Annotated in this window: 12 protein-coding genes; all 12 read right to left on the bottom strand. The window is 65.0% G+C overall.

Translation table 11 applies throughout. The features are described 5' to 3' along the window. Positions 1–313: 313 nt before the first annotated feature. The gene (locus ACFWYE_RS14710; protein ID WP_379112276.1) at positions 314–1,006 is read right to left on the bottom strand and encodes a class II aldolase/adducin family protein; all 693 of its coding nucleotides are present in this window, start codon (positions 1,004–1,006) and stop codon (positions 314–316) included. Positions 1,007–1,012: 6 nt separating this feature from the next. Beyond that, positions 1,013–1,330, bottom strand: coding sequence for an L-rhamnose mutarotase (gene rhaM / locus ACFWYE_RS14705; protein ID WP_379112274.1), 318 nt, complete (start codon positions 1,328–1,330; stop codon positions 1,013–1,015). A gap of 14 nt (positions 1,331–1,344) precedes the next feature. Beyond that, positions 1,345–2,634: an L-rhamnose catabolism isomerase gene (rhaI, locus tag ACFWYE_RS14700; protein WP_379112272.1), complete on the bottom strand. Its 1,290-nt coding sequence runs from the start codon at positions 2,632–2,634 to the stop codon at positions 1,345–1,347. Between the two features lie 10 nt (positions 2,635–2,644). Further along, a complete protein-coding gene (locus ACFWYE_RS14695; RefSeq protein ID WP_379112270.1) occupies positions 2,645–3,478 on the bottom strand; it encodes a TIGR01459 family HAD-type hydrolase in 834 nt (277 codons plus the stop codon). After that, entirely contained in the window at positions 3,478–4,812 is a 1,335-nt protein-coding gene (locus tag ACFWYE_RS14690; RefSeq protein WP_379112268.1) for an FGGY-family carbohydrate kinase, read from the bottom strand. The genes ACFWYE_RS14695 and ACFWYE_RS14690 overlap by 1 nt, the downstream gene beginning before the upstream one ends. Further along, positions 4,812–5,858 (bottom strand): class II aldolase/adducin family protein, encoded by a 1,047-nt coding sequence (locus tag ACFWYE_RS14685; protein ID WP_379112266.1) that lies wholly within the window; start codon positions 5,856–5,858, stop codon positions 4,812–4,814. The genes ACFWYE_RS14690 and ACFWYE_RS14685 overlap by 1 nt, the downstream gene beginning before the upstream one ends. Before the next feature lie 97 nt (positions 5,859–5,955). Beyond that, on the bottom strand, positions 5,956–7,065 hold the full coding sequence (locus ACFWYE_RS14680) for a substrate-binding domain-containing protein (RefSeq protein ID WP_379112265.1): 1,110 nt from the start codon (positions 7,063–7,065) through the stop codon (positions 5,956–5,958). Positions 7,066–7,126: 61 nt separating this feature from the next. Further along, positions 7,127–8,071 carry an ABC transporter permease gene (locus tag ACFWYE_RS14675; protein WP_379112263.1) on the bottom strand — a complete coding sequence of 315 codons (945 nt, stop codon included), beginning with the start codon at positions 8,069–8,071 and terminating at the stop codon, positions 7,127–7,129. A gap of 10 nt (positions 8,072–8,081) precedes the next feature. Further along, the gene (locus ACFWYE_RS14670) at positions 8,082–9,083 is read right to left on the bottom strand and encodes an ABC transporter permease (protein ID WP_379112261.1); all 1,002 of its coding nucleotides are present in this window, start codon (positions 9,081–9,083) and stop codon (positions 8,082–8,084) included. Then, on the bottom strand, positions 9,083–10,594 hold the full coding sequence (locus ACFWYE_RS14665; protein WP_379112259.1) for a sugar ABC transporter ATP-binding protein: 1,512 nt from the start codon (positions 10,592–10,594) through the stop codon (positions 9,083–9,085). The genes ACFWYE_RS14670 and ACFWYE_RS14665 overlap by 1 nt, the downstream gene beginning before the upstream one ends. Further along, a complete protein-coding gene (locus tag ACFWYE_RS14660) occupies positions 10,591–11,991 on the bottom strand; it encodes an FGGY-family carbohydrate kinase (RefSeq protein WP_379112257.1) in 1,401 nt (466 codons plus the stop codon). The genes ACFWYE_RS14665 and ACFWYE_RS14660 overlap by 4 nt, the downstream gene beginning before the upstream one ends. Then, positions 11,988–12,767, bottom strand: coding sequence for a DeoR/GlpR family DNA-binding transcription regulator (locus ACFWYE_RS14655; protein WP_379112255.1), 780 nt, complete (start codon positions 12,765–12,767; stop codon positions 11,988–11,990). The genes ACFWYE_RS14660 and ACFWYE_RS14655 overlap by 4 nt, the downstream gene beginning before the upstream one ends. Between the last annotated feature and the right edge of the window lie 64 nt (positions 12,768–12,831).

The following is a 12,831-nucleotide window of genomic DNA, read 5'->3' as shown; positions in this document are numbered from 1 at the left end:
TGAAATCGCGATCTTGCGAGGCTTCAGCTCTTCCTGAAATTGGCTTCAACTGGCCGTCAGATTGCCGCTGAAGTTCCTCGATAGTGTGACTTGCGACGCCAGAGGGTGGCGGCTCTGGCGCCGTGACTATGCCGAGCAGACGCCGCCAAACTCCGCCAGAGCCTTTTGGGCCGCGACATCTGGATCGAGTGCATCTGCCAATCCACCCAGAGCATTTTGTAGCCAAGTGGAACCATTTGGCGTTACAAAAATGCCCCGAAAACAGAAACTTAGAGCGTTTCCGCGTTTCCGTGAAAAACGGAAACGCTCTGGTCTAGCGCCGGTGTGCGTCGCCGCCCTTGCCTTCCTCGTTGGGCGCGAGGCCGTAGCTCATGCGGCGCATCTGCTCGATGACGCGCTCCATCTCGTCCTCGGGCAGGATCGGCGGCTCGCCGAGCATCAGCGCCTGGACATACATGTGCGACAGCGTCTCGACCTCGATCGCCAGCCAGAGTGCCGCTTCCAGCGTCGTGCCCAGCGATATCTGCCCGTGCTGGCCGAGCAGGCAGGCCAGCCGTCCTTCGAGCGCAACCAAGGCATGGTCGGACAGCGCCTGTGTGCCGAAGGTGGCGTATTTCGCGCAGCGTATGGTCGAACCGCCGGCGACGCCGGTCATGTAGTGGAAGGCCGGAATCGTCTTGTGATGGCAGGCCAGTGTCGTGGCATGCACCGAATGGCAGTGCAGCACGACATTCACATCGCTGCGGCTGGTGAGGATGTCGCGATGGAAACGCCATTCCGATGACGGCATCCGGCCGACATAACCACCCTCGAAATCCATCGCGACGATGTCGTCGGCATCCATGGTTTCATAAGGCATGCCCGACGGGGTGACCAGGAAGCCGTCGCCCGAGCGCACCGACAGATTGCCGGCAGTGCCCTGGTTGATGCCACTGGAATTCATGCGCCGGCAGATCGACACCATCTCCTCGCGCAAGGCCCTGTCGCTGCTGGTTGCTCCACTCATTGTCCACTACTCCATATGAAAAACCTGCTGCAGCGGCACGACCAACGGTTCGTTGCGGTCGTTGACCTGCATGATGTCGGCCATGAAATCCCACCAGCGGCGGTTGACCTCGGTGTGCGGCAGCGCGTCCATGGCATGGTCGTCGGCCCGCATCAGCGTCGCGAACAGATGATTGGTCTCGGGGTCGAGCCAGATCGAATAGTCCGAGACGCCTGCCTCGCGCAGCGCCTGCCGCAGTTCCGGCCAGATCGCGTCGTGCCGCTTCCTGTACTCGTCGGCCTGACCGGGATCGAGCACCATTCGAAAGGCTATGCGTTCTGGCATGGCCGCCGCTCCGTTCAGACGATGCCGCCGCCAGCCGCGGCAATGGCCGGCCGTTCCGCGGCGACTTTCGCCCGATAGCCACTGGCGCGGTAGGCCGAGACCGGATCGATGGCCCCGCCCCGCTTCAGGCGCGCCATGGCCAGGATCGGATCGACGTCGGTGCGGTAGGCCGCCTTCAGCGTCTGCGTCGCCATCAGCGCGTCGTTCGCTTCCTGAAAGCCTTCCAGCGCCTTGCGGTCGACCAGCAGTGCCGCAGCATAGGCGCGCTGCACCTCGATCGCCGACAGCATCAGGCTCTCGATCGGGTCGGTGACGTTGTGGCTCTGGTCGAGCATATGCGCCGGCTGGAAATCCTTCGCGCCGGCAAGCTCGGCATCGACCAGCTCGTTGAAGACGAGGAAAAGCCGGTAGGGGTCGATCGAACCGGCGTCGAGATCGTCATCGCCATATTTGGAATCGTTGAAGTGGAAGCCGCCCAGTTTGCCGAACTGGATCAGCCGCGACACGATCATCTCGATGTTCACATTGGGCGCATGGTGGCCGAGATCGACGAGGCAATAGGCCTTGTCGCCGAGCTCCCTGGCGATGATGTAGTTGGTGCCCCAGTCCTGCACGACGGTGGAATAGAAGGCCGGCTCGTACATCTTGTGTTCGGTGAACAGGCGCCAGTCCTGCGGCAGCGCGGCATAGATCGCCTTCATGGCGTCGAGATAGCGTTCGAAGGCGCGCGCGAAATTGACCTGGCCGGGGAAATTCGAACCGTCGCCGATCCATACCGTCAGCGCCCTGGAGCCGATCGTCCTGCCGATCTCGATGCATTCGAGATTGTGCTCGACCGCCTGGCGGCGCGCGCCGGCATCGGCATGCGACAGCGAGCCGAACTTGTAGGAGAGCTTCTGGCCTTGCGCATCGGAGAAGGTGTTGGAGTTCATCGCGTCGAAACCGAGGCCGAAGCGCGAAGCTGCCTGCTTGAGGCGGTTCGGGTCCGCCTTGTCCCAGGGGATGTGCAGCGAGACGGTCGGCGTCGCCCGCGTCAGCTGGCTGATGACGGCGCAATCCTCGATCTTGTCGAACACATCGCGTGGTTCGCCCGGCCCCGGGAAACGGGCGAAGCGCGTGCCGCCGGTGCCGACACCCCAGGACGGGATCGCCACGCCGAAGGCCTCGACCTTCTCCAGGATAGCATCGACGGAAATGCCGCGCCGGTCGAGCTGTTCGCCGAGTGCCGCATAGTCAGCCTCGAGCGCTTTCCGGCGCGCGGCATTGCTCTGTTCGACGTCATCACCCGCGATCACCGTTTCCATATCTTCCTCCTCACCATGTGAAAGCGCGCAGCAGGAAATCCGGCGTCGCTTGATGCTCGGCGTAAAGCCGCTGTTTTTCGACGGCTGTCGCGGTCTCGAGGATACCGGTCGTCACCAGAGCGGTGCTGAGTCCCGCCCCTTGCCCGCCGGCGATGTCGTGCTCGATGCTGTCGCCGACGCAGACGACGCGAGCGCGGTCCGGGTTGCCCAGCAGCTTCAGTGCGGCGGCGTAGATCTCGGCAAACGGCTTGCCGATCCAGGTCACCGGCCCACCGAGTTCGACGTAGAGTTCGGCAATCGCCCCCGCCCCGAAACGCGGACCGACGGACGTCAGCATGATCTTGTCGGGGTTGGTGCAAAGGCAGACCACGCCACGCGCCGCGGCAGGTTCGAGCAGGAGGCGATAGTGTCCGAGATCGAAGCGATCGCCTTCGCTCGCCGCAAGCAGCACGATATCGGCTTGCGAACCATGATCGACCAGCGTCAGCGGCAGCCCATCGACCGCCGACCGATCGCCATCGCGCGAAACAAGCAGGCAGCGCACATTCTTCCCGCTGGCAAGCGAGCCGCGCAGGCTTTGCCAGGCGACCTCGCCGGAAGAGAGGAAATGCCCCCAGCTTCCGGGAACGAAACCAAGCTTTTCGAGCCGCGCTTCATTGGGCGCCGAGCGCTTGCCCGAATTGGACAGCAGCAAGATCGGCTTGCCGGCCTGCTTCAGCCGCACCAGCGTCTCGACCGCGCCGGGGTAAGGTGCAGAGCCGTCATGCAGCACGCCGAACTGGTCGAGGATGAAGACATCGAAGCGGTCGGCAAGATCGCGGATGCCGGAAAGCTCGTGCACCATCACAGATCCCCCACGGCCTGCAGGCCACCCAAGGCAAGCCGCGCAGCGCCCGCTGCTGCCTCGGTGGATTGGGCAGGTAGGAACGGCACCTGCAGTTCGCGTTGCCGTATCGCGTTCCATTGCGCATTGGCGGCACCACCGCCGACGCTGCGCACCGATTGAAGCGGGTCGGCGCCGAGACCAGCCAGACGGTCAAACCCACGTTTTTCGATCGCCGCCATGCCTTCGAACATCGCCTTCAGGAAGTCGGCGTCGCTGGCCGGACGCGGCTGCAGCCGCGGCGCGAAAGCAGGATCGAAAACGGGGAAGCGCTCGCCCGGCTCCAGCAGCGGATAGAAGTGCAGGCCGGTCAAAACCGCCGGATCGATCGCGGCCGACAGCCGAACAATTTCTTCGGCGGAAAAGAAATGCGAGAGCACCTTGCCGCCCGTGTTGGAGGCGCCGCCCGCAAGCCACATGCCGTTGATGCGGTGGCTGTAGACGCCGTAGTCCGGCGCGAAGATCGGCCGGTCGCACAAAAGCTTCAGCGTCAGCGTGGAGCCCAGCGCGGTGACGCCATCGCCCGGCCGGTCGGCGCCGGTCGCCAGGAAGGAAGCGCAGCCATCGGTCGTGCCGGCAACGATCACGACCTCTTCGCCAAGCCCGAACGTCCTGGCCATGTCAGCTGCGATGGTTTCCACCGGTGCGCCGGGTGCAACCACGCGCGGCAGCAGGTTCATGTCGAGCCCGGTCGCTGCGATCCATTCCGGCCATAGCCGCTCGACCGGATCGTAGCCCGTCTTCAGGGCATTGTTCTCGTCGGTGGTGCCGAAATGGCCGGCCAGCCGCCCGGCGATCCAATCGGCCTGATGCAGGACTTTCGCGACACCCGGCACGGCCTGGAAACGCAGCGCCTTGGCGAGCCCGGATGTGGCGCCATGGGCGCCGCTCTCGGCCGGGATGACGGCACGGATGCGCGCCAGCAACCCATCATCCTCGACCCGATCATTGTACATCAGCGGCGCGGCGAGCGGCTCGCCATCGGCGCTGACCGGCAGCAATGTTCCTGACGTGGCGTCGATCGCGATGGCATGCACGCCGGCTCGATCAATCCCTGCAAGCGCTGCCGTCAGTGCGCGCTCCACCGCCTTCCACCAGATCGCCGGATCGCGCGGGTCGGGCCCGAATTCCGCGAGCCGGGCAGCACCTTGCGCCACAATTTCGAAGGACGGCGTCATCGCTACGGCGCGCGCGCCGGACGTGCCGAGATCGATGCCAATGGCCAGAGCATTTCCGCCTTCGGAAACGCGGAAACGCTCCGACTTTTGCTGGAATTGCGCGAGCGGTTCGTTCATCAGGCGATCTTCTTCCGGGCAAGCTCCTGCCGGTACTTCTCCGCATCCCAGTCGGTCAGCTGCCGATGCTCCTCATCGGTCAGCACACGGACCGGCGCATCGGCAGGAATGCGCGCCGTCACATCGGCAAGGCAGCGCGCCATGGCGTCGGCCCCCGGCACGGCATCGCCACGCATGAGAACGCCGACCCCAGGCCACAGGATCGTGACGGGCGCCGTACCCAGGCGCGCGACCACGCCGGCGGCGTCTTCATCCTGCGAGGCGATGACCGAACCGGCGCCAAGAAAGATCACATGATCCGGATAGAGGCTGCCTCGAGCCGCCAGCGCGGTGTTCTGCGGATCGGTCGCGACCCAATGGGCCGCTTCGGACGAGGGTAACCGGTAATCGCTGCCGGCGATCAGCCGGGCCAGCCGGTCCAAGTCCGCGCCGGGCGCGGCACGCGGAGCGACATGCAACCTTGCCTTGACGTCGGAAAGCAGCGCCTCGGCCTCTTTCACCGTGCCGGCGCCGACGACCAGGCCGTGATTGGCGAGAACCAGCACGTCCGGCCGGTTGCCGCTGTTCTCCGCAATGGCGAGCGCCAGCGGCAGACCGGGCCGCGCATAAGGCACATAGGCCCAGTTGAGACCAGCCAGGCGAGAGGCAACCTGATCGACGCAGTCGCTGCGCACGGCAAAAGCAATCGTGTCGACGCAATGCACATGCAGAACAACGCGATGCCGCATCAGTGCATGCACGGTGGTTTCGATCGATGGGCGCAGGCCCGAGCCGTTGCGTTCGGTGACGACGAATTGCTGCGCCTGTTCGGCAGCGGGGTCGACAGCCTCGACTGCCGCGATCAGCGGCGCCATCTCGACCGGCACCATGATGTCACGCTCGGCGGCATGGGCGAGCCAGGTTCCGGACGCCTTGATCCAGAGCGTGCCGTCGACTTTCAGCGACGTGTTGCCGCCGGCCCCCTGCGTCAGCAAGGGGTCGTTGCCGATACGGGCCGACAGGGTCTTCAGCGCGGCAAGCTCGGCTCGCCAATCGACCGCAGGCATGACGCGATCCTTTCCAGATTCAGTGGCGAAATCGGCCGGCAGGCGGGCCGGCCGATTTCATGGGAGGAGACACCAACGAGCGTCTCCTCCCGCAAACTCAGAAGTCGAAGTTGTTGATGTTGTCCTTGGTGAAGACGGTCGGCGCGCCGAGCAGGATCTCCGAGCCGTTGATGACGGAGAGATCGCCCAGCTTGCCGGCCTTCACCGAGGTTGCTCCCGGCGCCAGCGTACCGTCGGCGACGGCGCGCAAGACATGGGCGGCGGCGTAGCCGAGATCGACAGGATTCCACAGCACCACCGACTTCACGCAATCCGCGGCGACATAAGGCTTCATGGCGTTCGGCGTGGCGAGGCCGACGACCGCGACCTTGCCGCACTTCTTGGCCTGGGTGACCGCGTCGGCGGCAGCCGGCGTGGCGACACTGGTCATGCCGAAGACGCCCTTCAGCTCGTCACCATATTTGTTGAGCAGCGTGTTGGTCTGGTTGAAGGACAGGATGTTGTCCTCCTGTGCCTCCACCGTCTCCAGCCACTTCATCTTCGGATGGCACTTGGCCTGGTAGGCCGCCATTTCGGCAATCCAGCGCGCCTGGTTCGGCGTGGTGAAGGTCGAGGTGACGATGGCGAAGGCGCCTTCCTCGCCGGCTTCCTTGGCCATGGAATCGACCATCGCCTTGGCGATGCCGTTGAACTCGGCCTGGTTGACGAACCACTGGCGTGCATCCGGCGTCGAGTTGGCGTCATAGCCGACGACATTGATGCCGGCGGCAAGCGCCTTCTTCAGCACCGGGGCGATCGCCACCGGATCGTTGGCGGCGAACAGGATGCCGTCGACGCCGCTGGTGATGTAGTTGTCGATCAGCGTGATCTGGTCATCGATGTTGGCCTTGCTCGGACCGTCGGTCTTGGCATCCATCGTGCCGATTTCCTTGGCGGCGTCGGCAATGCCCTTGGACGTGGCGTTGAAATAGCCGATGCCGACCAGCTTCGGCACGTCGACGACCTTCAGCGTCTTGCCCTTGCGGTCGGGCGCATTGGTCGGCGCGCCGCCGTCATAAGGCTTGGCGGCGACCGTTGCCGGCGTGGCATCGCAGGCGAGCGGATTGGTCGGCAGGTCGTCACCGCCGGTCCAGGCGGCGGATTGGGCATGGCTGAGGCTTGTCGAGAAGGACAAGGCCAGCAGTGCGCTGAGCACTTTATTACGCATTTCATCCTCCAATTATTCGTCCGGACACTGATGAGCGGCAGTGAAGGACGCTTCTCCCTTGTTATCGAGTGCCGCTCCTCTCGAAGAGGTTGCTGGCGAGGATCGCCAGGATGAGTACCGCGCCGATGAGCATGATGGTGCCGTCGCCCTTCACACCGGCGAGCGACAGGCCATTCTTCAGCGCCTGGATGAGGCAAAGGCCGATCATGGTGCCGGCGATGGTGCCGCGGCCACCGAAGATCGAGGTGCCGCCGAGCACCACCGCGGTGATGGCGTCGAGTTCGATGCCGGTGCCCATGTCGGAGCGCGTGGTCGAGACGCGCGACACGAAGATCACGCCGGCCACGGCCGCCGCGAAACCCGAAGCGGTGTAGAGGGCAAGCTTGGTCTTTTCCACCGAAAGGCCCGAGAAGCGGCTGGCGACCTCGTTGGAGCCGATGGCATAGACCGTGCGGCCCCAGCGCGTGTAGGCAAGGATGATCGAGGCGATGACCGCCGCCGCCACCAGGATCCAGAGCTGCGTCGGCACGCCCAGTACCTCGCCCTGGCCGAGCACATAGAACCAGTCCGGGTAGCCGCGCACCGAGCGCGCCTGGCTGATGCCTTCGGCCAGTCCGCGATAGAGCGCCAGCGTCGCCAGTGTCGCGATCAGCGGCGGCACGGTGAAGCGGGTGATGATCAGGCCGTTCACGAAGCCGGCAAACGTGCCGACGGCGATCGCGGTCACCGCAGCCGCCGGCAGCGGCAGGCCGACATTCTGCCAGAACACGCCGGTCAGGATCGCGGTCAGGCCGAGGATCGAGCCGACCGAAAGATCGATGCCGCCCGTGGCGATGACAAAGGTCATGGCGATGGCGATGAGGCCGATCTCCGTCATCAGCCGGCCCTGGTTGAGCAGGTTGGAGACGGTGAAGAAACGATCGGACTGGAACGACAGCACGACCAGCACGACAACCAGGAGCAGGGCCAGGAAGGTTTCGTGACGGAGCAGGGATTTCCAGTTCATCCGTGCTTCCTCATATCCTGCCGCGCCGGCGCAGCATGTCGGCGAGCACCGTGGCCAGGATCAGCAGGCCGATGACCGCACGCAGCCAGTAGGCCGAGACGTTGACGAAGATCAGCGCCGAGCCGATCGTGGCGAACAGGATCGTCGCCAGCGTCGAGCCGATGACGGTACCCGAGCCGCCAAGGATCGACACGCCGCCGATGACGGCTGCGGTGATGACGGTGAGCTCCAGATTGGGCGGCACCGTCGACTGGATCACCTGCAGCTGCGTGGCGAACAGGATGGTCGCCAGCCCGGCGAAGGCACCGTGGATGACGAAGACCGCGACGGTGCGGCGCTCGACCGGAATGCCGGTGGCGAGTGCCGCCTCGGCATTGCCGCCGATGGCATAAAGCGAGCGACCGAAGGCCGAGTAGCGCATCCAGAGTGCTGCAAGCACAGTCAGAACCACCATGAACACCAGCGGCACCGGCAGGCCGAAGACACTCTTCTGGGCGATCAGGAAGTCGGGCGGCAGATTGGTGATCCAGGTGCCGCCGGTGACGCTGATCAGCCCGCCGCGCATGATCGACAGGGCGCCCAGGGTCACCACGATCGAAGGAATGCGCGCATAGGCGACCAGACCGCCAATACAGGCATTGACCGCCATGCCGACCAGCACCGGTGCGAGCCAGGCGATCCAGACCGGGTAGCCGGCCACGGCCAGCGTGCCCGAGATCGTCGCCAGCACACCGATCAGCGCGCCGACCGACACGTCGATATGGCCGGTGATGATGACCATGGCCATGCCGATGGCGGCAACGGCGATATAGGCATTGCCGGAAAAGATCGTGGTCAGGTTGTTGGCGCTGATGAAGCGCGGATTGACCATCGTCACCACGACGAACAGGGCAACGATCGCGGCAAGGACGACGAGCTCCTGTCCATAGTCGGCAAACAGCCGCCGGAAGAAGCCGGGCCGCTGTGCGGCCGGGGACGGACGGGTTGGCGGAAGATCGACGATAACACTCATCACGCCGCCTCCCCGCTCTGATGTGCCGTCATCGCCATGCCGACGCGTTCCGGCGTGGCGTCGGCCCGGTCGATCTCGCCGGTGAGGCGGCCACCGCTGATCACCAGCACGCGGTCGCTCATGCCGAGCACCTCCGGCAGCTCGCTGGAGATCATCAGAATGGCGACGCCCTGCTTCACCAGCTCACCCATGATGGTGTGGATCTCGGCCTTGGCGCCGACATCGACGCCGCGCGTCGGCTCGTCGAGGATCAGCACCTTGGGATTGGTCTCCAGCCATTTGGCGATCACCACCTTCTGCTGGTTGCCGCCCGACAGTTCGCCGACCGGCTGTCCGATGTTGCGGCAGCGCACGCTGAGCCGCTTGACGGCGTCGAGTGCGCGCTGCGCCTCTTCACCCGCCTTGATGAAAATTCCGGACGAGAAGCGCTCTATCGAGGCCATCGACACGTTCTTGCGGATGGCCATCTGCTTCACCAGGCCCTGCTGGCCGCGATCCTCCGGCACATAAGCGATGCCCAGGTCGCGCGCCTGGCGCGGCGAGGTGATGCTGACCGTCCTGCCCTCGAGCGAAATCAAGCCCGAGGTCGCCGGCGTCATGCCGAACAGCGTGAGCGCGAGTTCGGTACGGCCGCTGCCGACCAGGCCGGCAACGCCGAGAATTTCGCCGCGCCGCAGGGAAAAGGAGATGTCCTGCACATGGCGGCCGTGATTGAGGTTCCTCACCTCAAGCACCGTGTCGCCGATGACGGCTTCGGCCTTGGGGAACAGGCTGTCGATCGGCCGGCCGACCATCATGGAGACGAGAGCGGCCTCATCGACCTCGCCGATGTCGCGTGTGGCGACATAGCCGCCGTCGCGCAGCACGGTGACGCGATCGGCCAGCGCGAAGATCTCCGGCATGCGGTGGCTGACATAGACGATGCCGACGCCGCGCTCGCGCAGCTGCCGCACCACCGCCATCAGACGCTGCACATCCGCCTCCACCAGCGACGCGGTCGGCTCGTCCATGATCAGGATGCGCGCATCCTTGGAGAGTGCCTTGGCGATCTCGACGCGCTGGCGCTGCGCCACCGACAGCGTCAGCACCTTGGCGTCGACATCGAGGTCGAACGTGTCGAGCTGGTCGAGCAAGGCACGCGTACGCGCCCGCACCTCGCCCCAGTCGATCCAGCCGCCGGGCCGGCGCGGATAGTTGCCGAGGAAGACGTTCTCCGCCACGGTCAGCTCGGGAAACAGCAGCAGTTCCTGGTAGACCGTGGCGATGCCGGCGGCGGAAGCGTCCCGCGTGGAAGCAAACCTCACTTCCTTGCCGTCGACCGTGATGGTGCCGGCATCGGGCGAATAGAGACCGGACATCATCTTGATCAGCGTCGACTTGCCGGCGCCGTTTTCGCCGAGCAGCGCATGCACCTCGCCCGGGCGCACGTCGAAGCTGACGTCCTTCAGCGCTTTCACGCCGACGAAGGATTTCGACATGCCGGCGAGGCTGACATAGGGAGCGGCGGTCACAGGCTTGCCTCCCTTTTCTCGGCACGTGCGGCATCGCGGGCATTGCCGGCCAGTTCGCGCCAGTGGTCGCGATAGACTTCGAGACCGGGCACGCTGCTCGCCGCAACCGGCACCGTCTCGTCGCGGAACGGCGTCGTTCCGAGCGCCTTGAAGGCAAGAGCGGCAGCGCCCGTGGCCGAGCCTTCGCTCATCTCGGAATGGATCACCGTCTGGGCCGGGCGCAGTTGCGCCAGCATCGCCGTCAACAGTTCGATCTTGGCGAGACCGCCATCGACGACCAGAAGATTGTCGGAGCGGATAAGGTCGAGCGACAGGTCCGTCATCATCAGCACATAGAGGGCGGCAACGGCGGCACGCTCCTCGCCCTCGACATCACCTCCGACGATCTTGCCGCTGGTTTCCGGGAACGGGCCGCCGGCAGCCCATGACGGCAGCGCGAAGATGCCGCGCGCCATCACCCGCTCGACCGCCTGCTGCGAGATCGGCTGGTTCCAGCTTTCGCTGATCAGGTCATACTCGCGCCCGCCCATGAAGCGCAGCGAAGGCGCCGGCTCGCCATCGACCGTGACGTTGGCGATCATGTCGCGCTCGCGGTCGAGCGCATCGAGCGGGCAATCGAGATTGATGATGATGACCCAGGTGCCGGTCGATACCAGCGTGAAGCCGGACAGGCCGGTCATGCGGTAGTAGGCAAGGGCGGCGTTGGAATCGTGCACGCCGTTGTGGACGCGGATCGACCGGCTGGACCCGTCCGGCAGCGCCACACGGGTTTCGCCAATGATCGCGCCGGCGGGCTCTATCTCGGGGAACTTCCCGCGCCAGTCCAGCCGGTCGACCAGTGAGGAAAAATCGCGCTTCAGCGGCGCCCACAACTGGCTGTGCGCGCCGAGATAGGACCATTCCGCGAGCGGGCGGCCGGAAAACCGCCAGCCCCAATATTGCGGATAGCAGAGGATCGCCTCCGCATCGGCGAAGACGCGCGGCTCCTCCTGCTTCAGCCAATAGATGTGGCGCGCGATCGAGAAGCCGAGCGGCAGCCAGGGCGTGTAGGTCTCTGAAAAATCCGGCAGCATCGGATCGATCACCCGCGCGATCGATGGCGGGATTTCCTGCTCGTAATCCAGCACGGGATGCAGAAGCTCCGCGCCACGCACCAGGGCGAAGGCGCAGCCATGGGCGGAAACCATCAGCCCACCGACATCGTGTTGGGCGACGACGTCGGCAAGCTCGCGGCTCATCCAGGCAAACAGGCGCTCGTCGTCGAGCACATGGCGGCCCCGATATTCCTTCCAGACCGGCCTGGTGCGGCGCTCGTCTAGCAGGGCGCCGTCGGGTGCGAACACGAACAGCTTCGAATTGGTCTTGCCGAGATCGAAAACTGCGAGTGCGTCGCTCATCCTCCCAGCCCCCCGCTTGGGGCGATGCGAAGGGCGATACCGGCGGCCTCCAGCATCTTGGCATGCTGGTCCGACAGGCCGTCGTCGGTGATCAGGACACCGATGCGGGTCAGCGGCAGGGCGGCGTGGCGCGCATGGATGGAGAATTTGCGGCTGTCGGCCAGCACGATCACCTGGTCGGCATTGCGGCTGAGATCCTGGATGGCGCGCACCATGAGCGGATGCGATTCCAGCAACCCGTCGGCACTGATGCCCTGCGCGCCGAGGAAGAACTTCGAAGCAAAGAAGGCCGGCTGCGACGGTGAATAGAGGACACGCGGCTCGCGGTACAGTTCGCCGCCTGCAATCGTCAGGCTGCATTTGCCGTGCTCGCCAAGATAGGCGGCGAGCGGCATGGAATTGGTGAAGAGGCGAACGTTGCGTTCGGCCAGCTTGACGCCAAGGTGGTAGCAGGTCGAACCGCCATTGACGATGACGGCATCGCCGTCCATCACCATGGTCGACGCCAGTTCGGCGATCTGGCGCTTGGCGTCGACGGCGAGGTCGCGATTTTCATCATAGGGCCGTGCGAACGCGGTCGTCTGCGAGGCCGCGCCGTCGAGCGCGGAGATGCCGCCATAGACCTTCCGCGCACCGCCGGACTGGTCGATCTTGTCGATGTCGCGCCGAATGGTGGCTGCCGAAACGCCAAGCTGTTCCTGCAGCTCGCGCACCGACGCAAAGGGCCGGTCGCGCAGCAGCTCGATGATCTGCCGATGGCGGACCAAGTCGTTCAAGCCAAAATCCTCCCAAGACGATCGACAACCGAACGTCATGATCCAAGTTACGCAAAATCGATGG

The sequence above is a fragment of the Mesorhizobium sp. NPDC059025 genome, assembly GCF_042739655.1.
GTDB lineage: Bacteria > Pseudomonadota > Alphaproteobacteria > Rhizobiales > Rhizobiaceae > Mesorhizobium.
Note: the sequence above shows the minus strand (reverse complement) of the source record. Positions and strands in the feature narration are given on the sequence as shown.